This is a genomic window from Bradyrhizobium sp. HKCCYLRH3059, assembly GCF_051168035.1.
Classification (GTDB): Bacteria; Pseudomonadota; Alphaproteobacteria; order Rhizobiales; family Xanthobacteraceae; genus Bradyrhizobium.
The window spans coordinates 106,037-124,551 of sequence record NZ_JBNPUF010000010.1 but is presented as its reverse complement, the minus strand read 5'-3'; the positions used below and the strand labels follow the sequence as shown (position 1 = coordinate 124,551).

Below are 18,515 nucleotides of genomic sequence, written 5' to 3'. Positions count from 1 at the left end.
CCGGCGGCCTGCGCTTGCGGCAGGCCGCATTGTTTGCAGGCCGGCCGGCATGTCGGCCTGTGAAGGCCCACTGGCCGAGGGAGTCGAGCACGGGCATGCGGCGAAGCGCCCGCCCAAGGGCGGCGCTTTCACGCGAAGATGTTTTCACGCGAGGACGATGGAAAGCCGGTCCATGAGCCCTGCTGCAACGATCCGGCGCCTGCGGGCCGACGATGCGGCATGCTTCAAGGCCCTTCGTCTGGAGGCGCTGACGATCAACCCGGAATCGATGGGCAGCACCTTCGAGCTGGAGAACGGGCTTGGCGTCGAATGGTTCGCCAGGCGGCTCGAGGACACCCACACCCTCGGCGCCTTTCGAGACGGCGAGCTTGTCGGCACGCTGGGCTTCGTCGTCCAGCAGGGGCCGAAGCACGCCCATAAGGGCCGGCTGTTCGGCATGTACGTTAAGCCAGCCTTTCGACGGAGCGGGCTCGCGCGCCTGTTGGCGAATGACATCCTGGATGTCGCGCGCGAGCAGGTCGAGATCGTTCAGCTGATCGTCGTCCAGGACAATGTGCCGGCGCGACGGCTCTACGAAAGCATCGGCTTCGTGGAATTTGGCCTGGAGCTGAAAGCCGCGAAGGACGGCGGCCGATACTACGACGAGGCGCACATGGCGCTCGACTTCAGTCGTGCGGCTGACAGCACCTGACAACCGAGCTGCTGGGATCGATCGGTTCTCCCATTCAAGGCGATGGCGGCATGGGCCGCAGTCACGAGCTGATGAGATGCGCGCAGCACAGGGGAGCCCGACATCACGATCACCTTCGGACGCCACCGGCCGCTGATCCAGACCCCCTGGGACGAAGCGGCCGTTCGGGTCGCGATCGACGACATTGCAGCCGACACGATCGCCCAGTTCGATCCCGACAATTTCTGGCCGGCCCATCCCAGCGACGACGGGACGGCAGACGGTGACCCCAGCTTCTACAAGGGCGCGGCGGGGGTGATCTGGGGGCTGGACTACTTGCACCGTATCGGTGCGACAGGCCGTGCGAAGGACTTCCGCCCCGTGCTGTCGAGGCTAATGGAGCGGACGGTCATCGATCACGCAGCCAACTCGCCTGCCGACTACGAGAAACACGGCTCGCTGCTCCGTGGCGAGGTGGGGGCCGCCCTTCTCGCCATGCGGCTCACGCCACTGTCGAGCCTCGCCGACCTCATTCATTGGCACGCCGAGAAGAACGACGAACTGCCGATCCGGGCAGCTGATGAATTCGTTCCTTTGCACTTGCTCGCCTCAAGACGCCTGACGGCGGGGCTGCCGGCAGAGATTGCGACGCGTTTTGATATTGCTTTGGCTGTTGGCAAGGCGCAATCTGACGACACTGGATGGCCGACTTTTCGTTGGCCTCACGATTTCACCAAAACATTCTTTTCTGGCCCCTTCAATCTCATTCGAAAAGGGAGAATTGTCGTGAGACTTGCGATTTTTGTTGTCGTGGCCCTGTTGGGATCTTCGGGCGCGGCTTTCAGTGAGGCGAGCGATTGCAATATCGAAGCTTTCAAGGCGATGCGCATCGAGGATTCTTCCCTTGCAGTCATGCTCGCCCAACTCAAGTTGATCAATGAGGCGAACTATGAAGAGGCAAAGAAGTCTGCCTCCGCAATCATCCCCGAATATTTCGCTGGAGATTTCAAGAGCTTCGCGGCAAAGCGCGCCAGCATGTACCAAGAGACGCGGTTCAACTATAGCGTTGACGAAGCGAAGCATCTGGTGACGTCTGGCGTCGATGAAAATGGCCTTGCCGCCTACACGGCCTGCCTTCAGTCGAGATCGCCCCTGACCGCTGTGGTGACCAAGAGCCCCAGCCAGCAGATCGTCAGCTTACGAATCCGCTTCGAGCCTAAGAGCGCGATCCCGAACCCCAATCCCCTCATCATTCAGGTCATTGGCGGAGAGTCGTTTGGCGTTGTCGGCGACCAGAAAGACAAGATCGTCGAGGCTAGCGTCGGTCCCGGAGAGCGGATCTACGTCTTCAAGCGAGTACCAAACTCGGAATTTGTCGCCGTCGTACAGATGCCGTCGCTCAGTCTCGCTGCAAATGACGTTTCGTTACCTCCACCACCGGTCTTGAAGGAGATCGTGCAGACAAAAGGCATATCGGTCAATGGCGGACCTATGCATCTCGATCATCCTACAGGCGCGCCGGTCGGCAAATCAGCAGGCCCGGTGCAAACATGCGCTGCGGCGGACGCAGGTTGGGAGCTGATACCCGATACCGCTGCTCTTTCCTTTTCCGAAACACGTCCGGGGTGCTTTACCGGAAAGAGCGCGGTCGCCGACGAAAGCAAGGTCTGCTTCAACGTGACGCTCAGCATCAACGCGGGTGACTCCTGCGACGTCAATTGGACCGTCTCCACCAAACAGCGTCGCACCGTGAAGGTGTTTCAATAAGCGTGCGGCTCCGGATCTCGCAAGAAGGCGGTTGGATGGCGATCAAGCACTGAGCGACCGTCCCACCGTCGGCCTGGCGCTTGGCACGGCGCTCATTGCCGCGGCAGGAGCGACCGTCCTGCGCCACCGCGATTTCCAGCATTTGCCGCCGATCGGCGGTTTCGTCGTCCTGCTCGGGCTTGCCGCCGCCGCGCCTGAGGAGACCGGGCGGCCTTCGTACAGCCGGGACTTCCGCGTCCAATGCCGGTCAGCATCTGTGCCGAGTTGAACCTTCTGCCTGCTGCCTTGACCTACTCAAGGGCGGGAGGAGATCGAGGTCGCAATGACGGCTCTGACCAAGGCATTTCATAAAGCATTTTCCGAAGCATCCGACAGTCCGAAACACGAACTGCTCAAACAGTTCCTTCTGCTCTGTGCCGCCATATTGCTGGTGTCGGCGATGGCGCTGACCTACGGGACGGATCTGAGCCACGGCTTTTTCTGATCGGTCTTTTCTTCCTCCGCGTCGGTGAACAGCGGCCGGTGATCGGCATACCCATGTTTGCCGCGGGCATGAGCGGAAGGCCCGGCCTATCGCGCCTCGACGAGCGCCGCGAGCTTCGCGAGCGCCATCCGCCAGCCGGCCTCGTTGTCGGCGGGCGATACGCCACGGGGCAGTCCATCATGCGTGGCAAGGAGTTTGGTTCCGCATCGGCGAGCGTGATCGTGATCGTCATCTCGCCGCGTAGCGCCGGATCCGTGGTCTCGAACTCGTCCACTTCGACAACCTGCTCATTCGGGACGAGCTTCACAAAGCGACCGCGATACGTATCCGTGTGCGCCGTCGTCTTGCCGGTCCCGGTCGGCACGTCATAGGTAAGCGAAATCCGCAACGCGCCGCCTTCACGGGCGTCGAACGCATGCACGTCGCAGGTCATCCCGTCCGGCACCTTCCATTTTGCGATCGCGCGCGGATCGAGCAGCGCTCGATAGACCGCCGGCCGAGGCGCGGCGATGTAGCACCGTATCGAAAGGGTCTCGCGCATGTTCATTCCCCGCGGACCTTGGGCATCGTCTCGAGCCATCATCCGATAGGACCGATGGTGTACCGACGGCAGGCTTTTGGATAGGCTGGTTGCCAATCATGCGCCCCGCGGCCTGCCTGCTTGACGCGACCGACGGACAGCACCCGAGAGCCCGACACGATGATCACCCTGGGACGACATCGGCCGCTGGTCCAGACTCCCTGGGACGAAGCGATTGCCCTGGCCGCGATCGAAGACATCGCGGCCGATGCGATCGCCCAATTCGATCCCGATCATTTCTGGCCGGCCCACCCCAGCGACGACGGGACCGCCGACGGCGATCCCAGCTTCTACAAGGGCGCCGCGGGTGTGATCTGGGCCCTCGACTACCTGCATCGTGTCGGCGCAACCCGAGCGACCAAGGATTTCCGCCCCGTGCTGTCCAGGCTGATGGAGCGGACGGTCATCGACCACGCAGCCAATTCGCCTGCCGACTACGAGAAACATGGCTCGCTGCTCCGTGGCGAGATGGGGGCCGCCCTGCTCGCCATGCGGCTCACGCCACTGTCGAGCCTCGCCGACCTCATTCATTGGCACGCCGAGAAGAACAACGAGCTGCCGATCCGGGAGCTGATGTGGGGCCTGCCGGGGTCGATGGTCGCGGCGGTCCACATGGCGGGGATGACCGGGGAAGCGCGGTGGCGCCGCCTGTTCGAGGGGCAGGCGGCCCGGCTGTTGGCCGAGTTGGAGGACACCCCGCAGGGGCCGCTCTGGACCCAGGATCTATATGGCGCCAAGGACCGCTTCCTCGGACCCGTTCATGGTTTCGCCGGCAACGTCATCCCGCTGTTGCTCGGATGGGACTGGCTGACGGCGGCACAGCAGGCTCACGTGGCCGCCTTCGTCCCGAAGGCGCTCGCGGCCAACGCATGGCGCTACGACATCGGAACCACATGGGGACCGCGAAGCAAGCGCGAGAAGCGGCTATTCCTCTGTCAGCACTGTCATGGTGCGCCGGGCATGGTGACGACCTTCGCCGACGCGCCGTTCGCGACGCCGGACTTCGACGCGCTGCTGCTGGACGGCGGACGCTTCACCTGGGCCGCCGGACCACTGACCAAGGGCTCGAACCTCTGCCACGGCACCGGCGGAAACGGCTACGCCTTCCTCAAGCTCTATCGCCGCACCCACGACCCGGTCTGGCTCGACCGCGCGCGCCAGTTCGCGATGACCGCCATCGTGCAGGTTCGCGGCGGCCAGATGGTCGCCGGCCGCGGACGCTATTCGTTATGGACCGGCGACGTCGGCCTCGCCGTCTACCTCTGGGATTGCATCACCGGAGAGCCACGGTTTCCGACGATCGACGTGTTCTGAAGCAAGTTGGGGACTGCTATCAATGTCTGGTTCGAGCAAGGAAGAGACAAGCACGATATCATGATGCAGGTCTTCCTGATGTTCAGTTTTCGTGTGAACGAGACCTTCGCCCTTGAAAGTCGCCGGTTGTTTGTTCTGGCTGGCGAGATGGCAGGTGGGCAGATTCAGGCCGGCATGATCGTCAGCGTGCCGCTAAACTCTTCGCTATCTATCTCTGCCCCCATTCACAGCATCGAATTTGCCCGTAGAACCGGTGGGCGAGACGATGTCTGCCTCTGCATTGCCTATGAAGACTCTGATGAACTCGAAATATGGAAGGGACTTGATCTCAAAAACGAGATGGTAAAAGTCGTACCTGCGGCACACTCCGTCTAACCCTCTTGCTGGAGGTCGTTTGCATGACAACGGCGACCTTCCAATAGAGTGCGCCAAGTGCTTTCGTCCGGTTCAGATCGGGGAGCCGGTCTTGTCGGCATTGGCGCGCGGTCGTCTCTTTGCCCCTCATCCGCATCCAGATCGCCTACGCCAGAAAAACTCGTTTTGACTGCGGCCTCAAACACATGTCTCTGTCCAGTCTCCCGAGCATGAAGATTCTTGTTTCTTTTTTCCAGAATTCATGCTTCTATCTCCCCGTCCCGTCTCACAAGAGGGGCGCTTCGCGGTCGTCACGAACGTCGAGGCGGGATGCGGTGGGCGTGTCGATGTTGCAGCGTGGCTGAGCCGCGCCGACGAACGACGTCGATGCGCACGGTCAAGTCGCGTGGTCCTGGCATCCCGATGCTGATGCCCAGCGCAATGTGCGCAAGCACGTTGTGCGATACGGTGGCCAGAAAGCCCGGCGCACCGGGGAGATCGCGAAGCAGCCGTCAAAACCATCGCGCGGGGAATGCCGGGTGTTCTCGGCTGAACCTGTGGTGACTGCCGCCTGCTTTTTTTCTGCAGGCGGGCCATGGGTGCGGCCAGCGCCCGGCATTCCCCGTGCCCTCTTCGACGAAGAGGGTGGTCGATCAGAACAGCTCGGACGCAAAGCGCGCCGCGAGACAGCGAAGCCATGTCTGAAATCCAGACCGCAGCATCCACCCGACACACCCGTCCGACGATCAGCAGGCCGCCGATGAAGCGAAAGAGCGGCACCGCGAAGCGCCCGGGCATCCCACCCTTGTCTGGGCAAGCCCCGCGATGTGGATGGCCGGGCCTTTGCCGCGCCGAAGCGACCGCGCAAGCGGGACGAGCCCGGCCGGGACGACGCGGCGACAGAAGGACAGATGCATGAATTCACGACTATGGTCGCCCTGCCCTGGGGCTGGCGGACCCGCGACGCGAGCCACGGCTGATGTTTGGCTTCGACGTCAGAGGATCTTCAATGATCGTGAGATCGAACGAGGCTGGGTCACCGGCCTGATCGGCCGATGGTGGGCACGACAGGGATCGAACCTGTGACCCCTACCATGTCAAGGTAGTGCTCTCCCGCTGAGCTACGTGCCCTAATCCAATATCCGTTCGGGTGGGCGTCCCTATATCGGCTCCCACGCAGGCAGGCAAGGACGCAAAATGCCGAAATTGGGAATAATCCGCCAGTTCCGGAGGTCTGTCCCTGGCGGCTCAGGCCGCCAGCATCTTGTTGACCTCGCTGACGAGTTCGCGCAGGTGCACCGGCTTGGACAGCACCTTGGCATTCTTGGGCGCCTCCGAATCGGAGTTCAAGGCGACCGCGGCGAAGCCGGTGATGAACATGATCTTGATGTCCGGGTCGAGCTCGGAGGCGCGGCGCGCCAGCTCGATGCCGTCCATCTCCGGCATCACGATGTCGGTCAAGAGCATCTCGAACGGCTCCTCGCGCAGCCGCTGGTAAGCCGACATGCCGTTGTCGTGGGGCGAGACCTGGAACCCGGCATTTTCCAATGCCTTGACCAGGAAGCGGCGCATGTCGTTGTCGTCTTCGGCGAGCAGGATTTTGTGCATGGCGAGGGGTTGTCTGGTCCGGGTGAGAGGCGGAGCGTTGCCGCCACTAAGCCTGACGGGCGGTAAATTTCGGGTGAAAGATTGCGCCTTTTGATCCGACATCGGCAAGGCATTTTGAGGGCTGAAGGTGCGGTCTTCGACCGAAGCAGCACGCCAGCTCAGAGTTGTTCCAAACGCGAGATGAACTTTTTCATTGCTTTTCGCTTGGCAGACCGGCTCGGATTATCGAAGATGCGCGTTGGCAAGAGCAGTGCCTGCGTTGTCCAGAACGAATCGGCCGGAGGATACCGGCGCATCAACGGACGTGACATCGACGCACGTGACCAAGGGGACGGCGCCCAGAGATGACGGACTTTGATGGCGAATTGCCGCCGTTCGAGATCATGGAGCCGACCGAATGGCGCGCGCCCATCATCTTCAATTCCCCTCACTCCGGATCGGCCTACCCCGACGATTTCCTGAGGGCGTCGCGAATCGATCTGCCGGCGCTGCGGCGCTCCGAAGATTCGTTCATGGACGAATTGATCGCCGATCTCCTGTTGCGCGGCTTTCCGGTCGTTCGCGTGCATTTCCCGCGCTGCTATGTCGACGTCAATCGCGAGCCCTATGAGCTCGATCCGCGGATGTTCACCGGGCGGCTGCCGAGCTTTGCCAACACCCGCTCGATGCGGGTGGCCGGCGGCCTCGGCACGATCCCGCGCGTGGTCGGCGACGGCCAGGAGATCTATCGCGACCGGCTGAGCGTCGACGAGGCGCTGCACCGGATCGAGACGCTGTACAAGCCGTATCACCGCGCGCTGCGCCGGCTGATCAACCGCGTGCACCAGCAGTTCGGCACCGTGGTGCTGGTCGACTGTCATTCGATGCCGTCGGTCGGCGTCTCGCGCGACGAGCCGCGCCGGCCCGACATGGTGATCGGCGACCGCTACGGCACGAGCTGCGCGTCGCTGCTGCCGGACCTGGTCGAGGACGTGCTCGGCCGGCTCGGCTATTCGGTCGGCCGCAACAAGCCCTATGCCGGCGGCTTCATCACCGAGCATTACGGCAATCCGGCCACGGGCTTGCATGCGATCCAGATCGAGCTCAACCGCGCGATCTACATGGACGAGCGCCGCAGGGAGCGCGGACCGCGCTTCGCCCAGGTCGCCTCCGATCTCGCCGTGCTCGCCGAGGTGCTGGCGACGGTGCCGCTCGGCGACCTCGGGCCGTTCCAGGCGGCGGCGGAATAGAGGACTGCGCGTTCGGTCCGAGCGATTTCGGCCGGTGGCGTCGGCGCAAAAAAAAGGGCCGCTTGAATGACAAGCGGCCCAAGTCTAGGGAGGAAACGCCCAAGGAGGGCAGCGATAACGCGAAGCGCTACCGCACCGCAACAATATGCAATCGCGCTGCACAAAGCGCAAGAGTTTTTCCGCCTTTCTCCATGCAAAAAAACATAGGCCGGGTTGCGTTCAGCGCGAAACAGATCTTCTTTTCATCATAGAAGTCAATGGCTTGATTGGAGATTCCAAACGATCGGAGGGGGACGCCGGTTTCGCTTTCAGTTTCACATCAGAGGCCCGCGACGGCTCAACCGCGCCCGGCCAGCGCGGCCGGACACCAAACGGTATCCATGATGCCACGCTGGTGTTCCATATCCGGATGCGCCCCCGACCGCTTTGAGCTAGGCATAACCGGGCTTAGAGCCACCCGATTCCCTCACCCAAGGACGCGTTGTGACGGTCATTGATTTCTCCGCCTTCATCGGTCGTCTGGCGACCGCGTCGGGCGAAACCATCCTGCCGTTCTTCCGGACCTCGCTGCTGGTCGACAACAAGAGCAGCCGGCACGATTTCGATCCGGTGACCGAGGCCGACCGGGCCGCCGAGGCCGTGATGCGCCGCCTGATCAAGGCGAACTTTCCTCAGCACGGCATCGTCGGCGAGGAGTTCGGCAATGAGCGCGAGGACGCCGACTACGTCTGGGTGCTCGATCCGATCGACGGCACCAAATCCTTCATTGCCGGTTTCCCGACCTGGGGCACGCTGATCGCGTTGCTGCACAAGGGCACGCCGGTGTTCGGCATGATGCACCAGCCCTTCATTGGCGAGCGCTTCGCCGGCGACAACGGCTCCGCCAACTACAAGAACGGCGGCGGCGAGCGCCGGCTCTCGGTCCGGCGCTGCGAGCGTCTCGGGGATGCGGTGTGCTATACGACGAGCCCGCTGCTGATGAACGAGGCCGATCGCGCCACCTTTGGCCGGGTCGAGGCCGAGACGCGGCTGTCGCGCTATGGCGGTGACTGCTACTCCTATTGCATGCTGGCCGCCGGCCATCTCGATCTCGTCATCGAGACCGAGCTCAAGCCCTATGACATCGCCGCCCTGATCCCGATCATCAACGGCGCCGGTGGCATCGTCACCGACTGGGAAGGCGGCCCGGCGCAGAACGGCGGCCGGATCGTCGCCGCCGGCGACAAGCGCGTCCACGAAGCGGCGCTGAAGCGGCTGGCAGCGGGCTGAGCCCGCCTCCACCGGCCTGGCTCCCCGCCTCTCGCGCGGAACGGAGACATCCGGCCGGTCGTCGGGCGCCTCACGCGGCGGCCCGGCGCAAATGCTCGACGAGCAGTTTCGCCGGACGCGGCAGCGCCTTGAAGCTGCGGGCGCAGATCACGAGCCGCCGATCGGCCCAGGCGTCGCGCAGCGCGACGAGGCTGATCGGCATCGACCGCGCGCAACGCCGCGCCGCCGCTTCCGGCACCACGGCAATGCCGATCCCGGCCGCCACCATCTGGCAGATCGCGTCGAAATCGCGCAGCCTGGCCCGCACGTGCTGGCGGATGCCGAGCCGCGCGGCGTGCCGGCCGATATGGACGTTGAGCGCCGTCCCCTGCGTGAGGCCGATGAAATCCTCCCCCGCAGTCTCGCTGAAGTCGATCTGTCGGCGCGCTGCGAGCGGGCTGCGCCGTCCGGCCACCAGGATCAGCCGGTCCTCGCCGAAGGCGAAGCGCTCGATCGTCTCGGGCAGCGCGTGCTCCGCCGCAAAGCCGAGATCCGCTCTGCCGGACACGATCGCCTCGGCGATCTCGGTGCTCTCGCGCTCCTCGACATCGACGTTGATGTCGGGATGCTCGCGCAGGAAGGCCGCCAGCGCCTTCGGCAGATGCTCGGCGAGGCCGACCGTGTTGGCGAGCAGCTGCACGTTGGCGCGACGGCCGGATGCGAAGCCCGAGAGCTCGCCCTGCATGGCCTCGACATTGGCCATGATGATGCGGGCGTGATCGAGCAGGCTCTCGCCCGCCGCGGTCAGCTCCACGCCGCGCCGGCCGCGCTTGAACAGCTCGACGCCAAACGCGTCCTCCAGACCCTTGATCCGCGCGCTCGCCGAGGCCAGCGCCAGATGCGCCCGGTCGGCGCCGCCGGTGATGCTGCGGGCCTCGGCCACGGCAATGAACAGCCTGAGATCGACCAGATCGAAACGCATGGTCATCCTGCCTCAGCCTTGGACGAAGGCTTGCTCCGTAACCTCCACATTGTGTCGTCGGCGCAGTCTGGTCAATGTGCCGACCATGATCGACCCCATCCTCATCTTCATCGCCTTCGCGCTCACTTTGGCCGGCTTCGTCAAGGGCGCGCTCGGCCTCGGCCTGCCGACCATCTCGGTCGGACTGCTCGCGGTCGCCATGCCGCCGGGCCGGGCGCTCGCCATAGTCATCGTACCGGCCGTGATCACCAACATCTGGCAGACCTTCGCCGGCCCCTATCTGCGCGATATCGCCAGGCGCCTATGGCCGCTGATGCTGGGGACCGCGATCGGCATCTGCCTCAACGCCGGCGCGCTCAGCCATGCCTCGACCCGCTGGGGCAACGTCGCGCTCGGCGTCTTGCTGATGCTCTATGCCCTGCTCGGTCTCACCAAGCTCGCCTTCAAGGTCGCGCCCCCGCACGAGAAATGGGTCGGCGGCATCGTCGGCCTCGTCACCGGGCTGATCTCGGCCGCCACCGGCGTGCAGGTCGTACCTTCTGTGCCGTACATGCAGGCGATCGGGCTCGAGAAGGACGAGTTGGTCCAGGCCCTCGGCGTGTTCTTCACGGTCGCCACCGTCACGCTGGCCTTCAACTTGACGAGCTCCGGCCTGCTCAGCACGGCCACCGCCCTGCCCGGCGCGGTCGCGATGGCCTGCGCCTTTGTCGGCATGTTCGCGGGCCAAGCGGCGCGATCCCGACTGCCGGCCGAGGCGTTCCGCCGTGTGTTCCTGATCGCCATGATCCTGCTCGGCCTGTATCTCGCCGGCACGGCGGTCGTCGAGCTGCTCCGGTAAGTCAGCGCGCCTCGAGCATCGCGATCCGGACGCCGAGATAGATCAGCAGCCCGCCGATCGTGCGGTTGAGCCAGAGCAGCGCGGCGGACGAGTCGCGCACGCGGCGCGCTGCACGGGCCGCGACGACGGCGACGCCGAGACACCAGATCGTGCTGTTGACGATGAAGATCGTGCCGAGCAGCAGGAAGGCGATCGCCTTGTGCGGCGCCTCGGCTGCGACGAATTGCGGCAGGAAGGCGAGGAAGAACATCGCGACCTTCGGATTGAGGATGTTGGTGAGCGCGCCCTGCCAGAACGCTTGGCGCAGCGTCACCACCGGCATCGACGTCGCATCACTCGCCCTGGCGGCGTCCGGCCGCCGCGCCAGAAGCTGCGTGATGCCGAGATAGACCAGATAGGCCGCACCGGCCCATTTCACCGTCGCGAAGGCCGTCGCGGAGGCCGTGAGCAGCGCCGACAGCCCGATCGCACTTCCGAACACGTGAACCAGGCAGCCCGTGCTGATGCCGAAGGCGGCAGCGGCCCCGCCGCGCCAGCCCATCTGCGCGCTGCGGCCAACGATGTAGGCGGTGTCGGGACCCGGCGTGATGTTGAGCAGCAGCCCGGAGACGAGAAACAAAGGCAGATCGTGAATGCCGAGCATGATTGAACATTTCCTAACAATAACGGTCTAACCATACCTGGCCTCGGCATTGCCGTCTCGCGCCGCAGAGGCCGGCGCGGGGCCGCATGGCGAGGTGCCGCGATGGGTTCTGGAAAAGCGTTGGATTTGGCCGCCTCGGCCGTGGTATGCGCGAGGCGGGAGCACGATGTGATGGAAAGACGCCTCGCTGCCATCCTTTGCGCCGACGTCGCCGGCTATTCACGCATGATGGGGATTGACGAGGACGGCACGCACGCCGCCTTCAAGGCTCATCGCGGCGCCATCCATCCGATCATCCTCAACCACGCCGGCCGCATCGTCAAACACACCGGCGACGGCTTTCTGCTGGAATTCGCCAACGCCGCCAGCGCCATCCAGTTCGGGATCGAGATGCAGTCCCTGATGGCGGAGCGCAACGCCGATCTGCCGTCCGACCGCAACATGCGCTTCCGGCTGGGAATCCATCAGGGTGAGTTTACGGTCGATGACGGCGAGGCCTTCGGCGACGGCATCAATGTCGCCGTCAATCTGGAATCGATCGCCGTCCCGGGCGGTGTTGCCGTCTCGGCCAAGGCTTATGAGGAGGCCGGCCTGCAACTCCCCGTCAAGCTGACCAGCGCCGGAAGCTTTCAGTTCAAGAACCTGCGGGAGCCGGTGCAGGCGTGGACATGGGAGCCGGGTAGCGAGGCGGCGATCCGGGCCGGGACGAGCGTCACCGGCCTGCCGCCGCAATATCGCACCGCGATCGTCGGCGTGCTGCCATTCGTCAACCTCTCCGACGACGCCGACGCCTATCTCGCCGACGGGCTCGCGGACGACCTGATCCATGCGCTGTCGCTGCAATCGTTCTTTCGTGTCCTGAGCCGCACCTCGACGTTTCGCTTCAGGGACCGCGGCCTCAATCCCCGCCTGGTCGCACGCGAGATCGACGCGACCTACCTGATTCAGGGAACGGTGCGGCGCTCTCGTCACAAGCTCCGCGTGACGGCGGAGCTGATCGCGCCCGAGACCGGCGCTCAATTGTGGACCGGTCGCTATGACGGCGATGTCGGTGATCTCTTCGCGATGCAGGACGAGATCACCACCAGCCTATGCGCGGCGCTGATGCCGGAGATCTATCGTGTCGAAGCCTCGATTCCAGTCCGCGCGCCGGCGACCGACCCGACCGGATGGGACCGCTTCCTGCGCGGTCTGTCGCACTACTACCGACCGACCAAGGCCGACTACGAGATCTCCATCTCGCTGTTTCGGCAAGCCATTGCGCTCGATCCCACGCTCGGTCTCGCGCACGCTTATCTCGCGACCATTCTGATGCAGGGCATCAATTTCGGCTGGATCAAGGGCTCGCGCGAGCTCTGGCAGGAGGCGAAGAATCTGGCCTTGGACAGCGTGCGGCTCGACGGGCGCTCCTCGTTCGCCTATGCGATCCTGGCCTTCGTGCAGGCCATGCAGGGCGACCATGACGACGGCATGAAGGCGGCGCGCAAGGCGACCGAGCTCAATGCCTACGACATGGGCGCACGCGGCGTGCTCGGGCTCTGCCATATGGTCAACGGCGAGCACCAGCAGGCGATCGATCTGTTCTCGATCGCGGCCCAGCGCGGCAACAGCGATCCGCGCTACCAATGGCCGGCGCTGAATGCCTACAGCCACTACCTGCTCGGCCGCTATGAGGCGGCGTTGTCCTGGGCCCGCGAGGAGCTGTTTCTCTACCCGAACCATCTGCAGGCGCTGACGATCCGCGCGGCGACCCTGGCGCAGCTTGGTGCGACCGACCAGGCGGGCGACGCCGTCGACGTGCTGCACGCGCAATACCCCTGGCTCACGCTCGACCGCCACATCAAGAACATCCGATGGAAACGCCGGGACGACATCGACCACTACCGCGACGGACTGATCAAGGCCGGGCTGACCTGAGCCAATCGGGTCCAATGTCGCCGGCCCGCCACATGGCCTACACATTGCTTCCGCAAATTGATTGGATTCGACCGCTGTTGCCGTGGTATCGCCCTGAGTAGGAGCAAAGACGGAATGGAGAGACGGCTGGCCGCGATTGTCTGTGCCGATGTGGTCGGTTACTCGCGGATGATGGGCGCCGACGAGGCGGGAACCCATGCCGCGTTCAAGGCCCATCGCGGCGCCATCCACCCGATCATCCTCAATCACGGCGGCCGCATCGTGAAATACACAGGGGACGGGTTTCTCCTGGAATTTCCGAGCGTCGTCGGCGCCATCGCGGCCTCGGTCGAGGTGCAGAAGCTGATGGCCGAGCGCAATGCTCATTTGCCGGCCGACCGGGTGATGCAGTTTCGCCTCGGCCTCAACATGGGCGACGTCATCTTCGATGAGGACGAGGTGTTCGGCGACGGCGTCAACACCGCGGTGCGGCTTGAAGCCGCAGCACCGCCCGGCGGAATTGCCGTCTCCCACAAGGCCTACCAGGAAGCCAGCAAGCACCTCACGGTCACCTTCGTCGACCGCGGGCCGTTCCGCTTCAAGAACATCGAAGACACCATCAACGTCTGGACCTGGGATCCGTCCTCGCCGGAGAAGAGCCGCGAGCAGCGGTCCGCCACGACCCTGCCGGCGCAATACCGCACCGCCATCGTCGGCGTGCTGCCATTCGCCAATCTCAGCGGCGAGACCGACGAATACTTCTCGGACGGCCTGGCCGAAGACCTCATCCATGCGCTGTCGCTGCAGTCGTTCTTCCGGGTGCTCAGCCGCAACTCCACCTTCGCCTTCAAGCATGCCGGCATGAGCGCCCGCCTGATCGCGCGCGAGATCGATGCGACCTATCTCATCCAGGGCTCGGTGCGGCGCTCCGGCGACAAGATCAGGGTCACCGCCGAGCTGGTCGCGCCGGAGAACGGCGAGCAGCTCTGGGCCGGCCGCTACGACCGCGACATCGGCGACCTGTTCGCCGTGCAGGACGACATTACCGCCAACCTCTGCACCGCGCTGATCCCCGAGATCTACCGTGCCGAGGCGGCGGTGCCGGTGCGGTCCAAGACCACGGACCTCACGGCGTGGGATCGCTTCCTGCGCGGGCTGTCGCACTACTACCAGCCGACCAAGGCCGACTACGAGAGCTCGATCGCGCTGTTCCGCGAGGCGATCAGGATCGACCCAGGTCTTGCGATCGCCCACACCTATCTCGGCACCATCCTGCTGCAGGGCATCCATTTCGGCTGGATCAGGAACTCACGGGAGCTGTGGGACGAGGCAATGGCGCTGGCCGAGGCCGGCGTCCGGCTCGATTCCCGCTCGTCCTTCTCCTATTCGCTGCTGGCCTATGTCCATGCCATGCAGGGCCGGGTCGAGGCCGGGATGGAGGCGGCGCGCAAGTCGCTGCAGCTCAATCCCTATGACATGGGCGCGCGCGGCGTGCTCGGCGTCTGCCATCTCGTCGCCGGCGAGCACCGCCAGGCGATCGAGCTGTTCTCGGTGGCGGCCCAGCGCGGCAACAGCGATCCGCGCTATCAATGGTCGGTGCTGAGCGCGTTCAGCCATTACATGCTCGGCCAGTACGACGCCTCGCTGTCCTGGGCGCGAGAGTCGCACTATCAGAACCCGAACCATCTGCAGTGCCTCGCCATCCGCGCCGCCGCGCTGGCGCAGCTCGGACGCTCGGTCGAAGCGGGCGAGGCCGTCGCGGCACTTTTGAGCCAGCATCCGTGGATGACGATCGAGCGCCTCCTGAGCAACATCCGCTGGCGCAATCCCGCCGACATCGCGCATTATCGCGACGGCCTCACCAAGGCCGGCATCCCGTTGACCAAGCTCACTCTGGTGGACACCAAGGCCAAGTTCGCGGGCGAATAGCGCGATCGCGACTTGAGGTTGACACTTGGGCGGGTTGCGCCAATCATTCACGATTGCATTGTAGCGTTCAGACGGCGGCCGATCCGCCCGTTCCTCGGCGCAATTCGGCGTCGTCCTCGTTTGTTTGCGTGATTTCGTTTTCATCACTCAGGTGCTTTCCAAGGATGTTCTTCGATGCAAGAAGACAGCGCCCGTGACGCCCTGCCCGGACAGCTTCCGGTCTCGTCCGACAACCCGTGTCCCTTCCTGCGCGCGCTCGTCGCCGGCGGCTTCGTCGACGGCCACAGCGTCCCCTTGAAGACCATCGGCGACCGGGTCGAGGCGGCGAGCGGCGAGACCGGCTTCAAGAAGCGGCTCGTCGGCATCGAGACCTTTGGCGTTGCGCTGATCGCCAACGGCCTGTCGCCGCTGCGGCTGCTGAAGAGCCTGTGGTCCGGCGCCGATCTCGACCAGTTGCGCAACGGCCCGCTCGACAAACATGGCGGCGGATCGCGCATTCTCGACGCCGAGGCCAAGGTTCATCCCGAGGAGATCGACCGGTTCGCGAGCTTCGGCAGCGACTATCCCGATCCCAACGGGGGCACCGAGCGCGGCCTCAACGAGGCGCAGATCCAGACTTTCATGAAGGCCAATCTGACGCGCGACGGCGACCGAGCGCGCTGGTACTTCCCCATTCTGATGCAGGGCGAATGGCCGGTGCTGCTCAACATCCTCGGCAAGGGCGAGGGCGACGGCCGCTATCTCTCCGTTGCCGAGGTCCGCACGCTGTTCGTCGACCGCCGCCTGCCGCAGCGTATCGCCGCGCGGCTGATGGCCAAGCCCAAGCCCGCGAACATCGTCTGGCGTATCGGCAAGGCGCTCGTGGGCACGGCAGTGCTGGCCGGCGCCGCCGTGTTGCTCGCCTGGGTGGCCGCGCCCGACGCCGTCAGCGACAAGCTCGGCAAGGTTCTGCCGAAGAAGGTCGCGGCGTTGATCCCGCCCGCTTTGCCCGAGACCGAGCCGACCAGGGCGGCCTATTGGCTCGATCAGGGCTGGACCACGCAGGACCGGCACTGGTTTCACCACGTGACGCAGGGCACCGCGACCTTCCCGATTCCCTACGCCTGGTTCATGGCGATGGAGCAGCCTTATCTGGCGCCGTTCGGCACGCCCGGCCTGATCTCCGACAGCGCCTATCTCGAACGTTTCGGCTTCATCCCGAGCCCGAAGAGCGTCGACGGCGACCCAAGCGTCCTCCGGCCGTTCGGCTACGCCGCGACGGCTGCCAAGACCGAGCCCGCAGCGCCGCTGCCCGCCGGCCTCAAGCCGACCCCGGCCGGCAACGAAGGCGGCCTGCCGGTCGGCTTTGCCCGGCTCACCGGCGCGACCGATCCCGCCACCGGCGCCGCGCAGTCCGACAAGATCGGCCTGACCTGCGCGGCCTGTCACTCCGGCAGCATCCACTACAAGGGCGTCAGCGTACGCTTCGACGGCGGCCCCGGCATGGTCGACCTGCGCAAGCTTGAAGAGGCCATGGGCTTTGCGATGATCTTCACGCAATACGTGCCCGGCCGCTTCACGCGCTTTGCCGATCGCGTGCTCGGACCGAATGCGTCCGACGCCGATCGCGCGAGCCTGAAGAAGGGCCTGAAGGCCGCGATCGATTTCGCGCTCAACATGCAGGCCAACAACTACAAGACCACGATCGAAGCCAAGGGCCAGACCGAGACGGAGGAAGGCTTCGGCCGGCTCGACGCGCTGAACCGCATCGGCAACCAGGTATTCTACCTCGACATGGCCTCGAGCGGTCTGCCCAACATGCTCGACAACCAGGAGGCCATCGACGCGCCGGTGTCCTATCCGCCGATCTGGACCGTGCCGTGGTTCTCCTGGGCGCAATATGACGGATCGATCGCGCAGCCCCTGATCCGCAATGCCGGCGAGGCGCTCGGCGTCTCCGCACAGATCAACTTCTCGCCGAAGACCGCGAGCGACAGACTGTGGCGCTCGTCGATGGCGATCGATAACCTGCTCTACATCGAGAACATGCTGCGCGGTCCCGATCCGTTCGCGACCACGACGCCCGCGTTCGGCGGGCTGACCTCGCCGAAATGGCCGGAGAAGCTGTTCGCCGGCGACGACGCCTGGAAGATCGATCCGGTCCGCGTCGAACGCGGCCGTAAGCTCTATGCCGCTGTCTGTGTCGAGTGCCATCTCGGCCCGGTCGCCGACACCGTGTTCGACAAGACCTATCCGGACAAGAGCTTCTGGAAGATCAAGCCGGCCGATGACTGGGAGAGCAAGGGCTGGAACGCCAAGGGCCCGATCCTCGACCTCGTGCAGAAGCCCGTCGAGGCGATGCAGACCGACCCCGGACAGGCGAGCATTCTCGCCAACCGCAAGGTCAACGTGGCAGGCTTCCTCGAGGTCGATCCGGCCAAGGACCTGAAGGGCTGCAACCTGCCGCAGGGCTCGACCACGGAGATGCCCTATGCGCTGGCGCTGATGGCCGTCGTGCAGAAGGCCAGCGACAAATGGATGGAGGACCGCAAGATCTCCGAGGCGGAGCGGGCCGCATTGTGGGGCGATCGCAGAAACTGTCCCAACCCGGCCGGCAAGAGCTATCGCGCCCGCCCGCTCAACGGCGTGTGGGCGACCGCACCCTATCTGCACAACGGCTCGGTGCCGTCGCTGTACTGGCTGCTGACGCCGGCTGCCGAGCGGCCGACGTCGTTCTGCCAGGGCGCGCGCGACTATGACCCGAAGTCGGTCGGCTTCGCAGTGCCGAAGGGCGGCGAGAGCACGTGCAAGGTCGGACAGACGCTGTTCGTGACCAGCGATTCCAGCGGCAAGCCGATCAAGGGCAACAGCACGCTCGGCCATTCCTTCGAAGGGCCGACGAAGCCCAACAAGGATTATCCGAACGGCATCATCGGCGGTGCCTTCTCGGAGGACGAGCGCTGGGACCTGATCGAGTACCTGAAGACGCTGTGA

General features: G+C 64.7%; 14 protein-coding genes, 1 tRNA gene and 1 pseudogene. 11 read left to right on the top strand and 5 right to left on the bottom strand.

All coding sequences use genetic code 11. From position 1 onward, the window contains the following. Positions 1 to 49 precede the first annotated feature (49 nt). The 3 genes from ACQR13_RS27480 (at position 50) to ACQR13_RS27470 (ending at position 2,921) form a co-directional block, all read left to right on the top strand. Positions 50 to 691 carry a GNAT family N-acetyltransferase gene (locus tag ACQR13_RS27480; protein WP_315753332.1) on the top strand — a complete coding sequence of 214 codons (642 nt, stop codon included), beginning with the start codon at positions 50 to 52 and terminating at the stop codon, positions 689 to 691. A 294-nt stretch (positions 692 to 985) separates the two neighbouring features. Then, the gene (locus ACQR13_RS27475) at positions 986 to 2,437 is read left to right on the top strand and encodes a hypothetical protein (RefSeq protein WP_315753330.1); all 1,452 of its coding nucleotides are present in this window, start codon (positions 986 to 988) and stop codon (positions 2,435 to 2,437) included. A gap of 322 nt (positions 2,438 to 2,759) precedes the next feature. After that, entirely contained in the window at positions 2,760 to 2,921 is a 162-nt protein-coding gene (locus ACQR13_RS27470) for a hypothetical protein (protein ID WP_315753328.1), read from the top strand. Between the two features lie 259 nt (positions 2,922 to 3,180). On the opposite strand, the pseudogene ACQR13_RS27465 reads toward ACQR13_RS27470, so the two are convergent. Beyond that, a pseudogene (locus tag ACQR13_RS27465) lies at positions 3,181 to 3,462 on the bottom strand (SRPBCC domain-containing protein); the annotation flags it as partial. 159 nt (positions 3,463 to 3,621) lie between these two features. Here ACQR13_RS27465 and ACQR13_RS27460 point away from each other — a divergent pair. Together ACQR13_RS27460 and ACQR13_RS27455 are read left to right on the top strand one after the other, a co-directional pair. After that, positions 3,622 to 4,815 carry a lanthionine synthetase C family protein gene (locus ACQR13_RS27460; RefSeq protein WP_316168075.1) on the top strand — a complete coding sequence of 398 codons (1,194 nt, stop codon included), beginning with the start codon at positions 3,622 to 3,624 and terminating at the stop codon, positions 4,813 to 4,815. Positions 4,816 to 4,875: 60 nt separating this feature from the next. Then, complete coding sequence (locus ACQR13_RS27455; protein WP_434863433.1) at positions 4,876 to 5,190, top strand: hypothetical protein; 315 nt, start codon at positions 4,876 to 4,878, stop codon at positions 5,188 to 5,190. Between the two features lie 1,035 nt (positions 5,191 to 6,225). Here ACQR13_RS27455 and ACQR13_RS27450 read toward each other — a convergent pair. Together ACQR13_RS27450 and cpdR are read right to left on the bottom strand one after the other, a co-directional pair. After that, positions 6,226 to 6,300 (bottom strand) — tRNA-Val (locus ACQR13_RS27450). 117 nt (positions 6,301 to 6,417) lie between these two features. Next, positions 6,418 to 6,777 carry a cell cycle two-component system response regulator CpdR gene (cpdR, locus tag ACQR13_RS27445; protein ID WP_006610087.1) on the bottom strand — a complete coding sequence of 120 codons (360 nt, stop codon included), beginning with the start codon at positions 6,775 to 6,777 and terminating at the stop codon, positions 6,418 to 6,420. Between the two features lie 344 nt (positions 6,778 to 7,121). On the opposite strand from cpdR, the gene ACQR13_RS27440 reads away from it, so the two are divergent. After that, complete coding sequence (locus tag ACQR13_RS27440) at positions 7,122 to 8,006, top strand: N-formylglutamate amidohydrolase (protein ID WP_315716574.1); 885 nt, start codon at positions 7,122 to 7,124, stop codon at positions 8,004 to 8,006. A 483-nt stretch (positions 8,007 to 8,489) separates the two neighbouring features. After that, positions 8,490 to 9,275 (top strand): histidinol-phosphatase, encoded by a 786-nt coding sequence (gene hisN, locus ACQR13_RS27435; RefSeq protein WP_315716573.1) that lies wholly within the window; start codon positions 8,490 to 8,492, stop codon positions 9,273 to 9,275. Between the two features lie 70 nt (positions 9,276 to 9,345). On the opposite strand, the gene ACQR13_RS27430 is transcribed toward hisN, so the two are convergent. Further along, entirely contained in the window at positions 9,346 to 10,236 is an 891-nt protein-coding gene (locus tag ACQR13_RS27430; protein ID WP_316171344.1) for a LysR substrate-binding domain-containing protein, read from the bottom strand. A gap of 85 nt (positions 10,237 to 10,321) precedes the next feature. Between ACQR13_RS27430 and ACQR13_RS27425 the strand changes: the two genes are divergently transcribed. Continuing rightward, positions 10,322 to 11,074: a sulfite exporter TauE/SafE family protein gene (locus ACQR13_RS27425; RefSeq protein ID WP_315825434.1), complete on the top strand. Its 753-nt coding sequence runs from the start codon at positions 10,322 to 10,324 to the stop codon at positions 11,072 to 11,074. 1 nt (position 11,075) lies between these two features. Here the strand turns inward: ACQR13_RS27425 and ACQR13_RS27420 are convergent, their stop codons facing one another. Beyond that, entirely contained in the window at positions 11,076 to 11,717 is a 642-nt protein-coding gene (locus ACQR13_RS27420; protein ID WP_316167848.1) for a LysE family translocator, read from the bottom strand. A gap of 171 nt (positions 11,718 to 11,888) precedes the next feature. On the opposite strand from ACQR13_RS27420, the gene ACQR13_RS27415 reads away from it, so the two are divergent. The 3 genes from ACQR13_RS27415 to ACQR13_RS27405 all read left to right on the top strand — a co-directional run bounded on the left by ACQR13_RS27415 (position 11,889) and on the right by ACQR13_RS27405 (position 18,515). Next, positions 11,889 to 13,634 carry an adenylate/guanylate cyclase domain-containing protein gene (locus tag ACQR13_RS27415; protein WP_315716570.1) on the top strand — a complete coding sequence of 582 codons (1,746 nt, stop codon included), beginning with the start codon at positions 11,889 to 11,891 and terminating at the stop codon, positions 13,632 to 13,634. Positions 13,635 to 13,748: 114 nt separating this feature from the next. Next, on the top strand, positions 13,749 to 15,542 hold the full coding sequence (locus tag ACQR13_RS27410; RefSeq protein ID WP_315716569.1) for an adenylate/guanylate cyclase domain-containing protein: 1,794 nt from the start codon (positions 13,749 to 13,751) through the stop codon (positions 15,540 to 15,542). A gap of 174 nt (positions 15,543 to 15,716) precedes the next feature. Further along, on the top strand, positions 15,717 to 18,515 hold the full coding sequence (locus tag ACQR13_RS27405) for a di-heme-cytochrome C peroxidase (RefSeq protein ID WP_434863432.1): 2,799 nt from the start codon (positions 15,717 to 15,719) through the stop codon (positions 18,513 to 18,515).